The organism is Deminuibacter soli, from assembly GCF_003412455.1.
GTDB classification, from domain to species: domain Bacteria; phylum Bacteroidota; class Bacteroidia; order Chitinophagales; family Chitinophagaceae; genus Deminuibacter; species Deminuibacter soli.
In genome coordinates, this window is record NZ_QTJU01000012.1 from 59,810 (window position 1) to 80,376 (window position 20,567).

Here is a 20,567-nt window from a genome sequence, read left to right on the forward strand (position 1 = left end):
ATTATACGTTGATGGATTGCTGGTGAAGAAAATGACCGGTTTGTAAATACCGCTGGTAACGTAGTGCGTATAAGGGCACCTTTGTTTCATCCGGAAGATAGGTAGTGATAAAACCCTGCCCCATGGCCTCCATGGCATCTTCCACCTTATTATAAATACCTGCGGCAGTAGCGGCAAACATGGCAGCACCCAACGCACAGGTTTGTGTAGAGCGATGTATGCGGATGGGCATGTTCATTACATCGGCCATCATCTGCATAATAAAAGGTGATTTCTGTGCAACGCCACCCATACCTATCAAGCCTTTCACAGGAATGCCTTCATGTACAAACCTGTCTGCAATAGCCTTTGCGCCAAAGCAGGTGGCTTCTGCAATGGCCCTGAAAATGCGCGGCGCATCTGTGGCCAGGTTTAAATTGGTGATGGCGCCCTTTAACGCCTGGTTGGCATCTGGCGTGCGGCGGCCATTGAACCAATCTACCGCCAGTTCAGTGCCTGCGCTGAAAGGCAGGGTGGCAGCGGCTTCGCTGAGTTGTTTGAGCAAGACATCGCTGGTTTCTTTAATCAGCGCATCGGCAGTGTCGGCTTCAACCAACTGCGTTTGCGATAATACATTGTTCAGCGGCCAGCTCAGCAAATCCCTGAACCAGGCATAGGCATCGCCAAAGGCACTCTGGCCTGCTTCCATGCCCATCATGCCCGGGATAATAGAGCCAGGCACCTGGCCACAGATACCTTTTACCAGCTTGCCTTTTACTTCGCTGAGTGGTGCTACCAGCATATCGCAGGTACTGGTGCCCATTACCTTGCTGAGGTAGTAAGGCTCAATTTGTCCGCCAACGGCGCCCATATGCGCATCAAACGCGCCGATGCCTACCACAACATCCGTAGATAAGCCGAGGCGTTTAGCCCAATCGGCACTGAGCATTCCTGCCTGTTTATCGGCAGTATATGTTTCGGTGAATAGTTTAGCGGTAAAGCCTTTGAGCAGGGGATCGAGTGATGCAAAAAAACCATCGGGCGGGAAGCCGCCAAACAGGTTAGACCACAGGGCCTTGTGGCCTGCACTGCAAACACCACGTTTCAGTTGCTTAACATTGCTGCCACCGGTAAGCAGGAAGGGAATGTAATCGCAATGCTCTACCCAGCTGCTGCAGGCGTCACGCACCTGTTCATCTTCACGCAGAATATGCAGCAGTTTGGCCCAGAACCATTCGGATGAATAAATGCCTCCTACGAACTGCAGGTAGTTGGTGGTGAAAGTGTCGGCATGACGGTTAATCGCTTCTGCTTCCTTAACGGCGGTATGATCTTTCCAGAGTACCACCATGGCATTGGGGTTTTCTTCAAAACCCGGCAGCAGTGCAAGCGGAATACCCTGTTCATTTACGGCTACGGGTGAGCTGCCGGTGGTATCTACCGAAATGGCTTTTACCTGTGCGGCGGCATCGGGGCCTGCCTGTGAAATACAGCTGCGGATGGTGTATTCGAGCCCTTCGATATGATCGAGCGGGTGCTGCCTGAATTGATTGGTGGCGGGTTGGCAATAGAGGCCCTTTTTCCAGCGCGGGTAATAAAAGAGGGCGGAGGCGATTTCGCTCCCATTGGCTGCGTTGACCAGGATTGACCTGACGGAATCGGTGCCAAAGTCGACACCAATGACATACTGTTCTTTTTTCATATGGAATTGGTGTCAAGTTAACACTTATTATGGAAAGTAAATAAAAAATGGAATAACATATTCCATTTTAATGCCTGGTTATTGTGCCGTTTACAAGAAAAACTGCTTTTATTTCACTGAAAGGTAAAGTATGCGGTGTAACAGTGTCTTTTTCAGCTGTTAAAACGAGATGCGTTTTTTCAGGTGTTACTTCAATATGCCGAAGATATTCAATACTATCTTTTGTCAATACTAGATAATCCCTGTTTTTACCTTCTGGTAAATATTGCCAATGTTTCACAAGTTGCAATATTAAGGTGGTGCCTGGTTTTATACGTGGATACATCTCATCCAGATAGGTACCGTAAGCAAAGCTTCCGTCAGGATAGTCTGCCGATAAGACAAGGAAGTTATCAATAGGCTTATTGGCGATAGCATCAGTTAGGCTTGTAAAAAAAGGAATAGGATTACCGAGCACTGATTTTTTATATTTTGCCGGATCGTCTTCCATGCGCTTCTCTTTTTCAAAAAGCACCTTTGTTTTCTCGAAAACGTTAGCAGGCACCTCTTTTGTCTTGAGCTCTTTTCTATAACGGGATAAGGTTGGCCCTTTAAGGCCCAATAACATTGCAACCGCTTCATAAGTTTTTTTTCGCTTACGCAGATATTCAATCATTCCTTCCCATTCTTTACTATCTTCTTTAGATCCTCTATCTAGCTCATTCATAAGCAATTAATCAAATTGAAAATTTTATTTTTAATTTTCTTGCTTTTTCTTTCAGTTTATTAACTTTTTAGTTTAATTTAGTGTTCTGAAAGGTTTATTTGGAAAAGGCCGAATGCTTCATTTCCATTAAACTAAGCAGAAAAACCGCCCTTGCGGGCGGTAGTGTGTCACTTGAATAGCTGGAATAAACGTTGTAGACACGACACAAGTTTATCCAGGATGCTGATGACGAGTACGCCAGTATTCAGCACCAACAAGACCAGTTTGTATCTGGACTTGTTCCTGCGTGGGTTAGTATTCATAATAAAGGCCTTTTGAACCCTTACCCTGAACTAACCCAACTTTTTTACTAAATTAAATCTTATAATTTAATAATTGTAATTTTTAGTTTTACTCGTCTTCCAGTTATTTCTTTCCGTTAAGTCAAAGACTTAGTCCCGCACATAAAGAAAAAAAACTTCCCACCATTTATTAATTTTTAAACGTTTATTTCAGTAAACGCTAATCAATATGGTTTAGCTAAGCCATTGTTTGCACTTTTCCACTTTGAACCTCTTCCAACACTCCAACTTTAAACTTCCAACATTAAACCTTAAAACCTTCCCGCAAGATTTGCTAAACCGTTTTAAATATAAAGAATTTGCTTAATTTTTGCAAATGCTTACCCCTGCTGCGTTTGCGGGGATATATGTACGGTTGTTAGTTAAAGTTAACAATTGCATCATATTTAATAGCGGGATTGTTACAATTTACGGCCGCAATTTGCAGCGCACAAATGGTATTTATGAAGTCAGCATCTCCGGTAAAAGGCCTCTTCGCTTTGGCAATTGTATTCTGTTGTTCCCTCTTTGCAAAGGCGCAATTACAGGGGCCATCGGCCAACTATAAACTGGCGCAGCCGGGTAGCAGCCGTTCGGCTATGGTTCAATCTAAAAATTATTACCTGCTTACTTTACTGGAAAATGATGCGGCAGTAAAAAAACTGTTGCAACAGGATACTGCATTTGCAAACATGGCGCGCAATAAAACAGCGGCATTGGCTGCAGCATTAAAAAGCTGTAACAGTGCTTTTTGTTATACGGGCGCATTGAAGTTTACGGATGAAGAGATTGCAAGCGTAAGCAGCCGTTTGTACGAACTATATAAACAATCGCCTGCACTGGCGAAGCTGGTAAAACAGCAACTGATTCCATCGGGCTGTTATGTTTTGTATCAGCAGCAACCCGATTCCTTGCTGGTAAAGGCATGGCAGCAGGATGCAAAGGGCATTAACTATACCATTGGCGTGTATGCAGAAGGCAATGCACCCAACTATCCTAAAATTGATTCCATTGCATTTGACGTGCATCGCAAAGCATATGCTGCACTGGCTTATGATGCGGCAGATGCCATTCACCAGGAAACGAAGGACAGTGCTTTGTTTTTCACTATTCCCCTGAATGGTGCGCTGCGGTTTCTTGAAATGAATGAGCGCAACAGTGCGGCAGACTTTGAACCAATGGCTTCAACAGTGAATAAGGCGGCTTACAATGCTATTGCCACTACCAATTGGAGCAAGTATAAGTACACATTGATACTGGTACCGGGTGCTGGTCCGGAAGAGCAGGGTGTGGCCATTAGTGCAGAAGGCATGTTACGTTGCAGGGTTGCTGCTTTGCGTTACCGCGAAGGACTGGCGCCGTTTATCATGGTATCAGGCGGTTGTGTACATCCGTACAAAACAAAATTCAATGAAGCCATTGAAATGAAAAAATACCTGATAGAAGCAATGGGTATACCGGAGAAAGCTATCCTGGTTGATCCGCATGCACGCCATACCACTACCAATATGCGCAACTGCGTGCGTATTATCTTCAGGTATCATATGCCGTTTGACAAACCCTGTATTACTTCAACCGATAAATCGCAGAGTTATTATATCGATGCTATGGAAGGCCGCTGCAGGAAAGAACTGCAGCTGATGCCTTACAAACTGGGCAAGCGTTTGTCTGATACAGAGCGCGAGTTTTATCCTGCCATCGAATCACTGCAGATTAACCCTTATGAACCGATGGACCCTTAGTCCATTGCAGTTAATGTATCAATAGTTCATTTAATTTATATATCCCGAAGTATGAAAATTATTGCCTTCGCCGCAACGGCATGCGCGTTCGCGCTGTTGTGCGCTTTTTTGCCGCATCATCCTTATTCCATTGAGATGCAAATCAGCCGTTCTGCTACCATCGATTCACTGGGGGCCTGCCAGGGTGCAAAGTTTTTGGATGGCACGGTATACCTCTATGGCGACCGCGAGGTGGGTATGATGCGTACTTACCATGTACAAAACGATAGCCTGGTGTATACAGGCCATGAATACAGGTTTACACAGGATGGTAAAGATGTGATCAATCATCCAACGGGTATTGCCTATCACAAAGGCATGCCTGTATTTGTGGGTAACAGCGTGCGCTTGAACAAAGAAGGCACTTTGTGGAAGGCTTTGATTTACCAGATTAACTGGGAGGGCTTTCTGAAAACGGGCACGCTTGATAATAACCTGATCAGTACAATAGAAGATGATGCATGTATACAGGGCTGTCGTCCAGAGTATGTAAAATACAAAGGCAAATGGTATGTGGCCACTGCTGATTATGGCAATAAAGGTAACGAGGTTCGTTTGTACGATGCTGCATTGCTGGCAAAGGCAAGTAAAACGAGTGAGCCGGGTATGGTGGTAAAGAAATTTGCTTGCACACCCTGGGTACAAAATCTTTGCTACCTGCCGGAGAAAAATATACTGGTGCTGATACAGAACCAGGAAGAAGGTCGCAAATGGCGCTTTACTTATGTTGACCTTGCAAAGTCGCTGGATGAAGGCACGGCATCAGTAATCAAAGTGTCGGAAACAGACAAGCCTGATGAGCTGGAAGGATTTACTTTCCTGAAGAATGATCAAAACGGAGTAGCAGTAACATCGTCGCGCAGCAATAATGTGCACTGCATGAAGGTAAACTGGTAAATACAAACTAAGTGATGCACCCAGTTCGTGAACATGAGGAAACTGATCTGCTGCTTTGGCTGCAGGTGAGGAATGGTAATGACAAAAATGCGTTTGAACAGTTGTACAGAAGGTACATGCAGGTATTGTATGCGGCTATCTACAAGTTTACAGAAGATGCAGCTACCGCAGAAGATATATTGCAGGAGGTATTCCTGGACATCTGGGAAAAACGTGCATCTATTGTTATTGAGAACAGGATATTCCCCTACCTGTATAGTATGGCCAGGTTTAAAATATTTGATTACCTGCGTAAAAAGCAACTGAATGCCCGGCAGCTGGAAACCTGGCAACAATTGACAAATGAGCAGGTAACAGTGCCCGAAGTATTTGAAAATGCGCTACGCGCAGAGCGGGAAACAATGGCTGCAGCTGAAATTGCTGCATTGCCAGAGCAGCTGCATAAGGTATATATATTAAGTGTAGTGCAGCAAAAAGGTATTGCAGAGATTGCGGCGGTATTACAGGTATCGCCTAATACTGTAAAAAATCACCTGCAAAAACTAAGAAGGCGATTCAGGAATGCAGCAGTGAAAATTACTTCACTGTTGTTTTCGCTGCACCTGCTTTGTTATGTTCCGGTATTGAATAGCCTGCATCAGCGTTGTCAAAGCTATAGTGTGCAAGCATCCCGGCTTGCGTAAAGGTTAATATAATTGAAATAATATGAGACAGGCTGCAGTATTACTGCGGCCTGTTTTGTTTGTTAAGCGCGCGTCTTATTTTTTACCACAAAGGGACACAAAGAGAAAACCCACAAAGCGCACAAAGAGGGTGAAAGCTGCCTGTATTCTTCCAATGTTATGTAAATATTAACTCAAAAAAAGGAGTAGTTCTTTTTTTACCTGTGTGAGACTATTATGCAAACACTCCTGATTGCTATGCAAAAAACACCGGACGTTACCGGGCTACTTAACAAGTATATGCGCGGTGAATGTTCAATTGAAGAGATTGTATTACTAAAAAAATGGTTCGAGCTGGTACAGCAGCAGCAAGAGGAAGGGCCATTGTTAACTGCTGCAGACGAGGAACGACTGGTTAAAACACTGCATGCACAACCAACGTTTGCAAGAAATGCGGCTGTGATTATTAATGGCACACATCGTTCAAAGTTGAGATGGTACGCAGCTGCTGCCTTACTCGGGGTTACACTGGCAGGGGCATGGCTGATGCTGAAACCTACGCAGCAACAAGGCATAACTGCGAAGGCTGCAACATTCACCGGCCCTGATTTTATGGTGGTAGCCACCGGGTACAAGCAACAAAAGAAACTAATGCTGCCTGATGGTTCTGTGGTTTGGCTTAATGCCTGTTCGCAGTTAAAGTACAATAAAGATTTTATACAAAACCGTGCAGTGCAGCTGAGCGGTGAAGCCTTCTTTGAGGTAACGAAGGATGCACAACATCCTTTCTCGGTAATGGCGGGCACAAAGTTTACGCAGGTGTATGGCACTGCATTTAATGTAGCTGCCTATGCTGCGGCAAGTGAAGTGCGTATTGCATTGCAGAACGGGAAAATAGGTGTAGGAGAGAACGATGGTAAAGTGAGCAAGGTGCTTATGCCCGGTGAATTGCTGATTTATAACAACAATACCGGTAAACAACAAATAGAGCAGCTGGCTGCGGAAGACATTAACGGCTGGACAAAAGGCAAGCTGGTGTTTTATAAATCAACGATGACCGATGTGTTATTGCAATTGCAGGCCAGGTATGGGGTTCATATTGAATATGACAGGGATGAGATGGCTAATAAAAAGGTAACGGCACGTTTCAGTAACATAACACTGCCGGCGCTGTTGAGGCACCTTTCATTTGGATGGGATATACGGTTTAATAAGACGAGTGATACACTTTACATAAAATAAAACAATCAATACACAGTATGTTTACAAATGCACAGGTGAACCCCTGTAACAGTTCTGTCCCGCGCAAACTGTTCAGAAAAAACAGGTGGTGGCTATTTGTTTTTTTGTTGCTCGGCAATACACATTTGTTGCTGGCACAGCAGGCACACATCAGCCTGCAGAAGACTGATTTGTCGAAAGTTGCGCAGGCATTGCAGCAACAGTTTCCTCAAACCAACTTTTCGTACAATGATGAGGCTCTGAAAAAAGTAAAACTGCAGCAGGTAACTATTGATGCTGCTGACTTACATGCTGCATTAGAAGTATTGCAGAAGACTTATGGCGTGCATTACCTGCAGGATGGCAGCAATGTGACGCTGAAATATGTTCCTTCGAACGATTTACCTGCAAGCGATAAAAAACGCATGCTGAGTGGTATTGTGCAGGACGAAAATGGTGCCCCCCTGGCTGGTGTTGCGATCAGCGACAACAAAACCGGTAAAAAAACAGCTACTACTACCAATGGTGCTTATAACATTGCGGTAGAAGAGGGATCTGTGCTGCATTTTAGCTATGTAGGTTTAACTGCACAGGATGTACCTGTTGCGGAAGAGCTGGTAGTAAATGTAAAAATGAGAGGTGAAGTAAATGTGCTGAATGAAGTGGTAGCTGTAGGTTACCAGAAGGTGCGCAAGAGTGATTTCACCGGTTCGGTATCGAGCGTAAAAGCAAAAGAACTGAACCTTGCTACTCCTTCACTGGGCCAGGCACTGGTAGGTAAAGTTGCCGGTGTGCAGGTTTCACAAACAGACGGTTCTCCTTATGGCGGTATTAAAATAAGGGTGCGCGGTGTAGGTTCTATCAATACCAGCACTGAGCCTTTGTATGTAATTGATGGTTACCCTGCTGGTAATGATGTTTACATCAACCCCAATGATATAGAATCCATCGATATCCTGAAAGATGCGGCTTCTGCTGCTATTTATGGTTCAAGGGCTGCGGGTGGTGTAGTATTGATTACTACCAAACGCGGTAAAGAAGGTAAAGGCAGGCTGGATTATGATTTCCAGGTTGGTGTTGATCAGCTGAGCAAAAAAGTGAAGCTGCTGAACAGCGCGCAGTTTGTTGACCTGGTAGTAGATGCGAGGAACAACAGCTACAGGGACCTGATGCTGAATACCGGCCACCAATGGAGTGATGCCAATTTTTCTGATGACAACAAGACACGTGTAAATAATGTGGGTAACGCCGGTAGCGTGCAGATTCCTGTTGGACTGTATGATTATGCCAACCAGAAAGTAATTGCGCCAACCATCAATACCGACTGGCAGGATGCGTTGTACAGGAATGCATTGTTCACCAGGCATAACCTTGCGTTTACAGGCGGCGCCAAAGGTGTGCGTTATGCAATAAGCGGTGGTTACCAGAACCAGGATGGTATTATGGTAAACACTGGTCAGAAACGTACCAACTTCAGGGCTAATATTGACGGTGATGTAAATGCCAAACTGAAAGTAGGCGCAAACATTGCCTATACTGCCAACAGCAATAAAGAAACACAGGTAGGCCGTTGGGATCACAGCCCCGTATTTGGTGCATTGATCTATATGCCTAACCTGCCTGTATACAATGCAGATGGTTCATTGGCTACTAACCTTGCTGCCGCACAGGCAAACGACTATGGTTACCAGAGTATAGAAAACCCGGTTGCAACTGCTGAGCGTACCAGGATCACCAGAACAGGCAGCCGCGGCACTTACAATGCTTATGCAACGTATGAGCTGCTGAAAAACCTGGTGTTTAAAACCAATCTCGGTTACCAGACCTATAACGAGAAGTATGATTATTACCTGCCTACCAGTTTGAGTGCCGGTATTGATCCTCCTTATTCACCCAATGCTATTGCTGCAGCGAATGCGGTAGCGCAAACCACTGGTCAGAAAGACCAGCTGGCAGAGTTTACCCTGAACTATAACAAGCAGCTGGGTAAAAACAGCCTGAATGTACTGGCAGGTTATACAGCGCAGCAGACTTATACAGATGTAGTAACTACTACTGCCAAAGGTTTTCAGAATGACCTGATTCCTGAAGTAACAGCTGGTGCGCCCGGACAGATTGCTGTAACCGGTGGTAAAAGCACTTATACGCTGAACAGCTACCTGGCACGCGTGCTGTATAACTATGACGGTAAATACTTTGCTAGTGCGGCTTTCCGTACAGACGGTTCTTCCCGTTTTGGCGTAGACAGGCGCTGGGGTTCATTCCCTTCTGTTTCGGCAGGCTGGAACATTTCAAAAGAATCTTTTTACCAGGATTGGCTGGGTAACAGCTCTTCACTGCGTTTGCGTGCAAGCTGGGGCTTAAGCGGGAACAATAATATTGGTAACTACAGTGCTGTTCAAACAATGGCATCTCCCGGTGGTGTAGCACTTGGTACCGGTAACGTTATTTCAACGGCATACTGGCCCGGTCAGATCACAGACAACCGCCTTGGCTGGGAATCTACCTCGCAGTATAACTTTGGTGCAGATTTGAGCCTGTTTAAAAACAGGGTTTCCATTATCGCCAACTACTACATCAGCCAAACCCGCAACCTGTTGTTTAATAACAATGTGTCTGCGATTTCAGGTGGCAACACTATCTTAACCAACCTGCGTAATTCAAAAGTGCAGAACAAAGGCTGGGATTTCCAGGTTGATGCGAAAGCCATTTCTTCCAGGGATTTTAACCTGAATGTGAGCGGTAACATTTCTATCAACAGGAACAAAGTGCTGAGCCTGGGTGGTGCAAGCACCATTATTACTGCCGGTGCTGAGCGTTCTTATCTTACCCATATTACCCAGCAAGGTCAGCCTGTAGGTATGTTCTATGGCTACCAGGTTGCCGGTATGGTTCGTGAAAAAGATATGGCTGGTATTGCTGCTGACGATGCTGTTTATAAAGCCAACAACAAAAGCTTCCCCAAAGGTTACCAGTTGCAGGGACCTGCGCGTTCACTTGCCCAGACAAACCCGCTGAAACCAGGTGATCTGTACTTTAAAGATGTAAATAAAGACGGTGTGGTAGATGCGAATGATCTTGGCATCATCGGTTCTCCCTACGCCAAATTTACTTATGGCTTTAACATCGGTGCTAACTACAAACGCATCAGCTTTAATGCTTCTTTCAACGGTTCATATGGTAATAAAATTCTCGACGGACAGGATTACTACCTGTTCAACATGGAAGGTTCTGGCAACCAATACTCAGTAGTGGACGACCGTTACCGTAACGAAAGCCGTCCGGGCAATGGCAGTGTTTACCGTGCTTCAAGGGCTGGTACGCAGAGCAACAGTACAAGGCTGTCTACGTTTTACCTGCAGAGCGGTTCATTCCTCAGGTGTACTGATTTAACACTTGCCTATGAAATACCAGGTTTGGATAAACTGACCAACAATACCTTAACCGGTGTACGTGTATTTGCCAGCGTAAGCAATGCATTCACTATTTCAAAATACAAAGGTTACAATCCTGAAGTTGACTACAACTACAGCAATAACGCCAGCGGTGCAAATGCAACACCTGGTGTAGACTATGGTGTGTATCCGCTGGTAAGGGCGTTTAATGTAGGTGCTAAACTGAGTTTCTAGTTTAATTCAAAAAACAATCTAATGCGTTATAAATTTTTGACAATAGCAGGTTTGGCTGCGCTGGGATTTGCTTCGTGCAAAAAGGACTTCCTGGTGCAATCCAATCCCAATTCTGTAACCATTCCGCAGTACTATTCAACAGAATCTGACATATTGCTGGCAGTAAACGGTATTTACACTTCATTGCGCAGCAGTAACAATATTGGTGAAGAAAGTGATTTGTTTACCGATCAGCGTTCTGATGATACCGGTACGAATGATAACCAGTCAAGTTCAGGCGAACCGTTCCAGTTCAACAACTATTCACTGTTGCCTACGAATTCAAACCTGAAGTCGCACTGGACATCGCTGTTTAATACCATTACACGTTGTAATGCGGTACTGACTTATATAGACCAGGTACCGTTTGCCAATGCATCGAACAAAACGATTTATTCAGCAGAGGCTAAGTTTGTACGTGCCGTGATGTATTTTCACCTGGTGCGCAAATGGGGTGATGTGCCGTTGGTTACCAGGTTTCTGAAGGCCGATGAACTTACTGCCAATACATTCAGGGTAAAACGTCCGCAGGTGTACAAACAGATTGTAGCTGACCTGAGAGATGCTGCGGGCAGCAATCTTCCTGCCACACAAACAGATGCATCGCGCGGAAGGGCTACCATTGCTGCAGCTGATGCGATACTGGGCCAGGTATACCTGACCATGTCAACCATTTTTGATTCTGCCAAGAACAATAGCCTCGATAGTGCGAAGTACTACCTGGAAGCATGTTATAAATTGCGTACGTTCGGCAAGCTGTCTGAGATTCCTTATGCTGATGTTTTCGACGTAACCAAGAAAAATAGCTGTCCTGAGCTGATCTGGCAGATTGTAAACATCCAGGGTGATCTCAACTACCATTCTAATGTTGCAGCTGACAACCAGGCCAAAGGTGAATTTATCAATTCGCTTAAAAAGGCGGGCGGTGCAGGTAACAATGTTACGCACGACCTGGTGAATGAATTTGAAAGCAATGATCTGCGCAAAACATTCTCTATGAAGTTTGCCAATGATCCCAATATCCAGGACTGGTTTGTTACGAAATACCGTGACAGCAGCAGCGGTGCAACCGATAAAGGATATGGTGGCAACAACTGGCCGTTGATCAGGTATGCTGATGTAATACTGATGCTGGCCGAGGTAAATATGTACCAGGGCAACAACGATGCGGCTATTCAATACCTGAATTTAGTGCGTGAAAGGGCTAAGCTGCCATCCTATGAGGTATCACTGAATGATCCATTCTATGCATCTGTTTGCCCAACGCTTAAAAAGGCCATTCTGCATGAGCGCCGCGTAGAGCTGGCATTTGAACATCACCGTTTGTTTGATTTGCTGCGTTTCTTTACCATTGATGAACTGGTTGATTATATGCATGCCAAAAAACAGAGTGATTTTGGTTTGGCCAACCTGAGCAACTTCACCAGGAAGGATGAATATTTCCCCATACCACTGATTGAATACAATCTTGATCCGGTTAAGATGTACCAGAATCCTGGTTACTAACCGTTGAGCGATCAAAACAAAAGCAGGAGCACCTATCGGACTTCTGCTTTTTTTGTGCCTATACATTTAGGATCATAGTAGATAAATATGCCCTGGTTCTTTGCCTAAACGGTTGATATATAGCTGCTAAGCCTGGAACTGGTAAATTCCGGGAAATTACAGTATCTTTGCCCCGTTAAAATATTCTCTCTCTTAGCAGACTTAGATAATTTCCCTCCCTGAAAGCACATCAAGGTCATAACGATGACGAGCATATATTCACCATTACATCCGTTAAATTAGTGTGTGATGGTATTGATTAAATAAACTTCAGATTTTGACATTTCAAGAATTACAACTTTCCGACACCATATTGCGTGCGTTAGAACAGGAAGGTTACACAAATCCCACACCCATTCAGCAGAAAGCCATTCCCGTGGTATTGCAGGGCAGGGATTTACTGGGTTGCGCACAAACCGGCACCGGCAAAACAGCCGCGTTCGCCTTACCCATATTGCAGTTGCTGTCGCAGCAACCACGCAACAAAAGCACTGCGCCCAGGGCATTGGTGTTAACACCAACCCGTGAGCTTGCTTTACAGATTGAAGAAAACTTTACCGCTTACGGCAAACATACCGGTTTGAAGGTTTGCGTCATATTCGGCGGTGTATCGCAACAGGCGCAGGTTAATGCATTGCGCGGTGGTGTGGATGTATTGATTGCCACGCCGGGCCGCCTGCTCGATTTTATTGGCCAGGGGCTGCTGAGCCTTGCGCAACTGCAGTTTTTTGTATTGGATGAAGCCGACCGCATGCTGGACATGGGTTTTATTCATGATATTAAAAAGATCATCAAAATATTACCTGCGAAAAAGCAGACACTGTTTTTCTCTGCAACCATGCCTGTGCAAATAGCCGGCCTCGCCGATTCGCTGTTGCAAAACCCGGTGAAAGTAGAAGTAGCACCTGTTTCTTCCACTGCAGAAAAAATTGAGCAGTCTGTTTACATGGTTGCTAAAAACGACAAGCCTTCTTTGCTGGTGCATTTGCTGAAAGAATTGGCTATTACCCGCACATTGGTGTTTGCGCGTACCAAACATGGTTCAGACAAAATTGCCAGGCACCTGAACAAAGCGGGTGTTAAAGCAGAAGCCATTCACGGTAACAAATCACAGAATGCCCGCCAGCGCGCGCTTACCAATTTTAAAAATGGTGAGTTGACTGTACTGGTAGCAACAGATATTGTTGCGCGTGGCATTGATGTAGACGACCTGTCGCATGTGATTAACTTCGATTTGCCTGAGGTGCCTGAAACTTACGTGCATCGTATTGGCCGTACCGGCAGGGCACAGAAAACAGGTATCGCACTGTCATTCTGTGATGCAGAAGAACGCATTAACCTGCGTGACATTCACAAGGTAACAGCACAGCAGATTCCTGTGCAGCACGAACATCCGTTTGCGCAGAGCGATGCCGAAGCTGCTACCATTGCACTCACCCTGCAGCCGGTGAAACAGCCACAACGTGGCGGAAGGCAACAGCAACGCCAGCACCAACGTCCTAAACAGCACCAGCAGCAACGTGCCCATGGGCATGGCCAGCAGCAGGGAGCCAATGCAGGTCATGGTGAATCTGCAAAGCGCCGGCCACAGCAGCAACAGCAAAGGCAGCGCTCACAGCAAGTGAGCAACAACTAAAAATAGAAACAGCCATCCACTACAAGCGGATGGCTGTTGTTTTTTATACGGGTTAATGCCCCTGGTATTGCTATACTTCGCGTGCTGCTGCTGAAATAGCTGCTAACCCATTGCGCAGTTCCTGCTCTGTGGGCCAATCATACCCCAGCCTGAAATACTGGTCGGGCATATCAAACCAGTGCCCCGGCGCAAGGTAGGTTTTGTGTTGGTGAAGCAAGCGCTCATAAAAAGCGGCTGTTTTTTCATCAGGCAAATCTATCCGTGGAAAACATACTACGCCGCCTTGCGGTGGTATCCAGCTGATCATTGGTTCCTGTTGTATCCATTCGCGCACAATGGCCAGTTTGTGCTGAATGCGCAGGTGGTTTTCCTGCATCAATTCCGTTCGCTTTTTCAGTATTGAGCTGGCGATATTTTCATCAATTACACTGCCGCAAATGCCGATTTGCTCCTTGGCTGCAAGCAGCAGTTGCAACAGGCTATTGTTCTGTGTAATAAGCCAGCCGGTTCGTATGCCGGGCACGCCATATGCTTTTGACATGGATGAAACACTGATGGCAAGCGGACTGAGCGAAGCGCCCAGCGGAAGCGGTGTATTAAAACTGAGGTCACGGTAAGTTTCATCAAACAATACATAACAGCCCGCTTTTTCTGCAATGGCGATGATCTCCTGCATTTGTTGCTGGGTTATCATGGTTCCGGTGGGGTTGTGCGGAACGGTTACGCTGATGAGTTTGGTGGCAGGTGTAATGGCTGCTGCAATGCGTTGGGTATCGAGCGCAAAACCGTCTTCAAAATGTAAGTCGATAAAGCTGATTTGCGCGCCGATGGTTTTGGGTGTTTCAATATTGGTGGCATAGTTGGGGCGTATTACTACCAGGTGATCCTCTTTGGTAAGCAGGGCAGTGGCGATCATAAAAAGTGCGCCTGCAGCGCCGGCCGTAACCAGTACATGATCTGCAGTTAGTCCCTGCCCCTGTGCAGCAATTTGCTCACGCAATTCTGGTAGTCCCTTATGGTCACCATAAAAGAGTACCAATCCCGCTATATCGAGCGTTACGTTAAGCTGTTGCAGGGTTTTATCCTTGATGGAGCTTTCTGATAAATTATTGCTGATACGGTCGTAGCCAAATTCTTCAGGCGATTCGGCTTCAATGGGCATTCTTTTATAGTGCATGAAACAGGTGTTAAGGTAATAACCTAAGGTAATTGATTTTACCTGAACCTGCTGAGGGGGTAGTTCAATAGGTTTCAAGGGTTTAAAAGTTCCATTTTTTGGGCTAAGGCATGGGAAGCGCCTGTTGGGAACAAACTGGGGCCGGGCAATTCAACTTGCGGACTAAAAAAGTCCTCCTGTTAACCGGGAGGACTTTGAATAAATTAATGGTTAGAGACTTCGCCGGCAGGTTTCACACTGTTTTTGGCAGCCTGTGCATCGCGCGTGTTTTTCTGTACGGTGATGGCGCCAAAAATGGCGAGCAGAAAGGCAAAGGCATAAAATCCTTTTTCGCTGGGCAGAATAGTCGCGTTCCACAAACCAACGGTAAGCAATAGAATGGTTAACAGGATGGATACCCAGCTGATGCCATAGTACAAATCTGTTACCGGTATGCCTTCGAGGCGGTCGCGTACGCATTTCTGAACAGATACTGCAGAGAACAACCCGTACATGAGCACGGTAAAATAATAGCCTTTTTCATTCAGTTGCATGGTGGCATTCCACAGGCCGATATTGAAACCTACGAAGCCGAGCAGCAGTGCTACCCACGAAGCGGCGACAAATGCGCCGGATGGTTTTTGGGTCATGGTTGTGTTATTGAAGCAGGAAAAATAAGTAACCCGCCTGATAGTAAGGGATTGTAAGTGTTAAAATGTACCGGCGGCAGAAAGCGGGCCGTGAATCATGCGTCAATATCAGGAAAAAATAACCTTTTTTAGTATATTCAATTGTAAACACAACTGTTTCTTTGTAATAAAAACAATTGCCGCCCTGTATAACCTGCGGTGTGGATTAATTGAAAGAAAAGCCTTAAACTATATGTCGCAAGTTGCTATCATAAGCCTGGTTTTGATTGTTGCAAATGTGCTTGTTTCTTACCTCGGGTTTAACAATACCGGTTTTTATTATGCCTACCGTTTCCAGGTGGGTAAAGTGCTGCACGAGAAAGATTATAAAAGATTGGTCACTTCCGGCTTTCTGCACTCGGGCTGGCTGCATCTTATTCTGAATATGGTAACCCTGTTTTTCTTCGGGTACGATATGGCTGCCGTGCTCAGCGGCTGGCAAATGCTGGTAATTTATTTCGGGAGTTTGTTAGGGGGTAACCTGTTCTCCTTGTACCTGCACCGCAATCAACCGGGTTATTCTTCGGTGGGTGCATCCAGCGCGGTGATAGGATTGGTATTTGCCTGTATTGCGTTGCTGCCGGGCATGAAAATCGGGTTATTTCCGCTGCCCATCCGCCTGCCGGCCTGGCTGTATGGTGTGGCCTTTGTGCTGTTTTCTATTTATGGCATCCGCTCGGGAAAAAGAGGCGTTGGGCACGATGCACACCTTGGCGGCGCCCTGGTAGGAATGTTGATTGCCATTGCGCTTTATCCCGGTGTGCTGGCGGTAAATTATATGGCCATTTTATGTATACTGTTACCGATTGTATTTTTTATCTATGCCATGGTGGCTAACCCGTCGTTGCTGCTGGTGAATAAACTATTTTTCAAATCAAATGGCAACTACACCATTGACCAACGCTATAATGTGGAGCGCAAGGAGAAACAGCAGGAGATAGACCAGATTCTCGATAAAATTCACAAACGCGGGATGGGAGCTTTGTCGAGAAAGGAAAAGCAAATGCTGGAGGAGTATTCGAAAAACGTGAAGTGAGGAGGGTTTAAAGTTGGAGGTTTAAGGTTTAACGTTGGTTTTGGGGTTCAATAGTTTAATTGTTGCATTTTGATTTTTGGGGGCTAATGTGCTGATTGCCTATTTTTTATAAAATTTTTCAGCAAACTGTTTGCGGTAATCATATTAACTCCTATTTTTGCCGCCCATTGGCGAGATAGCTCAGATGGTTAGAGCGTCGGATTCATAACCCGGAGGTCTCGGGTTCAACTCCCGATCTCGCTACAAAAGCTCCGTATAATGCGGGGCTTTATTTTTATGCATACGGCATACTGTACTCATTTACGGCTCCGGGGTACAACTTGCGGTTGAGCCAGTCAGGATTAGCCAATCATCAGGGCGCTAAAAGCTAACCCTAAGGTAACGGAGCGATTCTTCCTTAAGCGCTAATTTCAAGTTTGTATCCTTTGCCACGTATAACAACAATGTTGATATTGGGATCAGGCTCCAGTTTTTTTCTAAGTTTTGATATGAACATATCCAGGCTGCGCCCCACAATAACACCTTCATCTTCCCATATTTCTTTTTGAAGTCGGCTTCTCTCTATAGTTTCATTAGGAGACAAAGCAAAAATAAGCAGCAGTCGCGTTTCAGTTCCAGTGAGGTCTATGGTTTTCCCATTTATTGTCAATTGCCGATTCTTCGCATCGAACAACACCGAGCCCAAAGTTAACATGCCAGGATTTTGAGCCCCAGGCGCGGCGCTTCGCGGTTTGCCCGATCTAAAAAAAATGAAACCAACAAATGCTAAAAATGACAGGCTACCCAACACATATATATTCTTTGCTGTATTTATTCCTGTCGGTTTAAATTTAATGTTTACCATGTAACATCCTTTGGGTTGAACTCTTCCCCTGCAAGCTACAATATCATCTTTTTTATTGTTAGCTATGGCGTATCCATAGGCTACACTGGAATTGCCACAGTTCAGAACGTTAACTACATAATCACTTGCCAGAGGGTCTTTAGCCAACAAACGCCGGGTAGTATTCACCAGCGAATCTGGTTGAAAAGTAAGCTCATTTTCAAACCTGATCTGGTATTCATTTTCTGCGATCTTTTTTACCGGAAGAACCCTTGATTTGTTGTCGCCCGACTGAGTGAGTAGTTCATCTCCTATCTTCCGAAGTAAAACTTCCCTCCTGGCAGTATAAAAGTCGTCACCGCCAGTTATACTGAAAGCCACGCAGATTAGAGAGATAAACAGGAATAGTATCAATCCCAACAGGTACCTGCGTTTCCCGGAAAGGAGATTTCGGCTTTCAGACATACTATTTACCATTTATTTACAAAGGTTACATTTTTATTTACAATCCAAATCCCCGCGTTGAAAGGGATCAGGATAATTTCGCTGCAACAACTTTAGAAGGATATGGAAAATAAAAAAAATGCTTTAAACGAATCTGATTTATCAGCAGATAGATCTATGTTAATTAAACCTACAAAAAATATGAAAAAAGTTATTTATGCGCTGATCTTACCACTGGTTGTGGTATGCGGACTAGTATTTGCTAATCGCGAAATTAAAAATGAAACTTCCAAAAGGCCAACCACAAAACCCCTCTCTGCTGCTGAAAGGGAAGCCGAACTGAAAAAATGGGAGGCTACGCCTGAAGGTATAAAGTTCAAAGAATGGGAAGTGTCTCCCGCAGGTAGAAAAGTGCATGCCGGTATTGCTAACATATGGAAGCAGATAAGTGCTTTTACCAATATGGAGGCTGTTATAACCGCTCTTTCTCTTCCGCCAGGATCAAGATTGGGTTTCGGTGTGATGGCCAGGATTAATGATGTTGATTACATTGTAACGTTTGAGCCGGAAAAGTCTCAACTTGGACAATTGCTGAGCCTGAAAGTTAACGACAAGATATTTATACGAAGCCATAACGTATCGTACGCGCCCAAGTATTCATACCCAATAGTATCGTGCGAATATGCAGAACGGGATGGTAATGTAATTTTTAAACATGTTCCTCGCAAAGGCGGTTGCTGAGCAAACAAATATGAAATACGTATTGTGTTATAATGGACACCTTTACCGTTTAAGGAGAACAACACCGTTGCCGGATCGGAACAAAGATTTACCAGTTTAATATTAACCTTTTAAATAGTCGTTTTTATGCTATTTAATCAGTATTCATAAAAAAGCATTGTTTGGGTTGTCTTCTATGTTCAGTACAACCCAGCTGCCTTCCGCTATTTCCTCATCCAGTTCAAGGTTATCCCAGCCGCAGTAGCCGATGAATATTTTGATGTCTTTTTGGGTGAGGGTGTTGTTGTGGATGTGTTTTATGGCGGATTGGAAATCTCCTCCAAAGAAGATGCTGCTGGTGATTGGGGTGCCTCCGGTTATCAGGTCGGGGCGTTGGTGTATAAAATATAGATGCTCCTGATCAACGGGGCCGCCGAGGTATAGGGGGAATGGGGTGATGTGTTTGAACGCTTCCAGCTCGTTTAATTTGCGGGGGAATTGCTGATTGATGATAAAGCCCATTGCGCCTTTGTCATTGTATTCTGTGATGAATAGTACCGTGTTTTCAAAAACGGTATCATTCAGCAATGGGGTGCTTTTGATAAATGAGCCTTGCTTCATGTAATCAAAGGTAATTTCAAGTTCTCATTTAAGTAAAGTGGGTTCAGCAATTTTCGAAAGCAAACCGCGTTATAGCTGGAAAAGACTGCTTTGAAAAAATCTTTGATACAGCTCCTTTGCTTATTAATCGTTGTTTGCACTGCAGGTGCCCAGCCCGGTAAAGAGCACATGCCCGCAGGTACTATTCCCGAATACAGCTGGTGGAACCTGCTGCACTACACCATCAGCATTACACCAGATTACAACAAGAAATTTTTAGCCGGTACCAATACCATCCGCTTCCGGGCTTTGCAGGCAGGAAGATTGCTGCAGCTGGATTTGCTGGAGCCAATGAAAATAACTGCTGTTACCTGGAAGCAAGGTGCATTGCCATTTATGAAAAAGGGAACTGCCTATCAGGTAAGTTTTCCCAAAGCTATTTCAAAGGGAGAAACAGTAAGCATTACCGTTCACTTCGAAGGTAACCCCGTAGCGGCTAAACGGCCACCATGGGATGCAGGCTGGATATGGTCGGCCGACAAACAGGGAAGGCCGTGGATGAGTATTGCCTGCGAGGCAGCAGGCGGGGCATTATGGTTGCCCTGCAAACGCGCAGCGTATGATGAGCCGGACAATGGCGTGGTATTCAGCATTACTATTCCCGACACGCTGGTAAGTACAACTGATATATTGCCTGTACTGAACCAGGTTACGGGCCGGGATTTTTCAAAGGTATTCGATCAGTATTTACGTTCAACCAATGTTCCGGTGCTGGAGTATGCTTTAAGGAATGATACTTTACAATACCGCTGGGCAAACTGTGTGGATGGTTTTGATATGCCGGTAAAAATAACCGCAGGGCCACAGCCGGCGCGATTCATTTACCCGGACACGCAATGGCAGAAAATGCCCATTGGTACTGGTGTTGCGGCTATTGCAGCAGACAGGAATTTTTATGTAAAGTGTAAGTTGGTGCAGTAAT

16 protein-coding genes and 1 tRNA gene are annotated in these 20,567 nt (G+C 45.1%); 11 read left to right on the top strand and 6 right to left on the bottom strand.

Annotated elements, in window-relative coordinates:
* Window position 1: 1 nt before the first annotated feature.
* Both DXN05_RS21955 and DXN05_RS21960 read right to left on the bottom strand, forming a co-directional pair.
* The gene (locus DXN05_RS21955; protein WP_116849450.1) at window positions 2–1,681 is read right to left on the bottom strand and encodes a ribulokinase; all 1,680 of its coding nucleotides are present in this window, start codon (window positions 1,679–1,681) and stop codon (window positions 2–4) included.
* A 67-nt stretch (window positions 1,682–1,748) separates the two neighbouring features.
* Window positions 1,749–2,387 (bottom strand): hypothetical protein, encoded by a 639-nt coding sequence (locus tag DXN05_RS21960; protein ID WP_116849451.1) that lies wholly within the window; start codon window positions 2,385–2,387, stop codon window positions 1,749–1,751.
* A gap of 784 nt (window positions 2,388–3,171) precedes the next feature.
* Here DXN05_RS21960 and DXN05_RS21965 point away from each other — a divergent pair.
* The 7 genes from DXN05_RS21965 to DXN05_RS21995 all read left to right on the top strand — a co-directional run bounded on the left by DXN05_RS21965 (window position 3,172) and on the right by DXN05_RS21995 (window position 14,117).
* Window positions 3,172–4,449, top strand: coding sequence for a YdcF family protein (locus tag DXN05_RS21965; protein ID WP_245975274.1), 1,278 nt, complete (start codon window positions 3,172–3,174; stop codon window positions 4,447–4,449).
* 51 nt (window positions 4,450–4,500) lie between these two features.
* Complete coding sequence (locus DXN05_RS21970; protein ID WP_211330121.1) at window positions 4,501–5,385, top strand: hypothetical protein; 885 nt, start codon at window positions 4,501–4,503, stop codon at window positions 5,383–5,385.
* A gap of 14 nt (window positions 5,386–5,399) precedes the next feature.
* Window positions 5,400–6,068: an RNA polymerase sigma factor gene (locus DXN05_RS21975; protein ID WP_116849452.1), complete on the top strand. Its 669-nt coding sequence runs from the start codon at window positions 5,400–5,402 to the stop codon at window positions 6,066–6,068.
* Window positions 6,069–6,305: 237 nt separating this feature from the next.
* Window positions 6,306–7,289, top strand: coding sequence for a FecR family protein (locus tag DXN05_RS21980; RefSeq protein WP_158559401.1), 984 nt, complete (start codon window positions 6,306–6,308; stop codon window positions 7,287–7,289).
* A gap of 17 nt (window positions 7,290–7,306) precedes the next feature.
* Window positions 7,307–10,897, top strand: coding sequence for a SusC/RagA family TonB-linked outer membrane protein (locus DXN05_RS21985; protein WP_211330122.1), 3,591 nt, complete (start codon window positions 7,307–7,309; stop codon window positions 10,895–10,897).
* 21 nt (window positions 10,898–10,918) lie between these two features.
* Complete coding sequence (locus DXN05_RS21990) at window positions 10,919–12,442, top strand: RagB/SusD family nutrient uptake outer membrane protein (protein WP_116849454.1); 1,524 nt, start codon at window positions 10,919–10,921, stop codon at window positions 12,440–12,442.
* 316 nt (window positions 12,443–12,758) lie between these two features.
* Window positions 12,759–14,117: a DEAD/DEAH box helicase gene (locus DXN05_RS21995; protein ID WP_116849455.1), complete on the top strand. Its 1,359-nt coding sequence runs from the start codon at window positions 12,759–12,761 to the stop codon at window positions 14,115–14,117.
* 70 nt (window positions 14,118–14,187) lie between these two features.
* Here the strand turns inward: DXN05_RS21995 and DXN05_RS22000 are convergent, their stop codons facing one another.
* Entirely contained in the window at window positions 14,188–15,294 is a 1,107-nt protein-coding gene (locus tag DXN05_RS22000) for an aminotransferase class I/II-fold pyridoxal phosphate-dependent enzyme (protein WP_116849531.1), read from the bottom strand.
* A 203-nt stretch (window positions 15,295–15,497) separates the two neighbouring features.
* Complete coding sequence (gene yiaA, locus DXN05_RS22005; RefSeq protein WP_116849456.1) at window positions 15,498–15,923, bottom strand: inner membrane protein YiaA; 426 nt, start codon at window positions 15,921–15,923, stop codon at window positions 15,498–15,500.
* A 232-nt stretch (window positions 15,924–16,155) separates the two neighbouring features.
* On the opposite strand from yiaA, the gene DXN05_RS22010 reads away from it, so the two are divergent.
* Window positions 16,156–16,998 (top strand): rhomboid family intramembrane serine protease, encoded by an 843-nt coding sequence (locus tag DXN05_RS22010; protein ID WP_116849532.1) that lies wholly within the window; start codon window positions 16,156–16,158, stop codon window positions 16,996–16,998.
* Between the two features lie 169 nt (window positions 16,999–17,167).
* A tRNA-Met gene (locus tag DXN05_RS22015) sits at window positions 17,168–17,241 on the top strand.
* A 154-nt stretch (window positions 17,242–17,395) separates the two neighbouring features.
* Here DXN05_RS22015 and DXN05_RS22020 read toward each other — a convergent pair.
* Window positions 17,396–18,286, bottom strand: coding sequence for a winged helix-turn-helix domain-containing protein (locus DXN05_RS22020; protein WP_116849533.1), 891 nt, complete (start codon window positions 18,284–18,286; stop codon window positions 17,396–17,398).
* Window positions 18,287–18,388: 102 nt separating this feature from the next.
* Here DXN05_RS22020 and DXN05_RS22025 point away from each other — a divergent pair, with 102 nt between their 5' ends.
* Window positions 18,389–19,006 (top strand): hypothetical protein, encoded by a 618-nt coding sequence (locus DXN05_RS22025; RefSeq protein ID WP_245975275.1) that lies wholly within the window; start codon window positions 18,389–18,391, stop codon window positions 19,004–19,006.
* A gap of 144 nt (window positions 19,007–19,150) precedes the next feature.
* Here the strand turns inward: DXN05_RS22025 and DXN05_RS22030 are convergent, their stop codons facing one another.
* Window positions 19,151–19,606, bottom strand: a complete 456-nt coding sequence (locus DXN05_RS22030) for a YqgE/AlgH family protein (protein ID WP_116849457.1) — start codon at window positions 19,604–19,606, stop codon at window positions 19,151–19,153.
* 90 nt (window positions 19,607–19,696) lie between these two features.
* On the opposite strand from DXN05_RS22030, the gene DXN05_RS22035 reads away from it, so the two are divergent.
* The gene (locus tag DXN05_RS22035; protein WP_116849458.1) at window positions 19,697–20,566 is read left to right on the top strand and encodes a gluzincin family metallopeptidase; all 870 of its coding nucleotides are present in this window, start codon (window positions 19,697–19,699) and stop codon (window positions 20,564–20,566) included.
* The last annotated feature ends 1 nt before the right edge of the window (window position 20,567 follow it).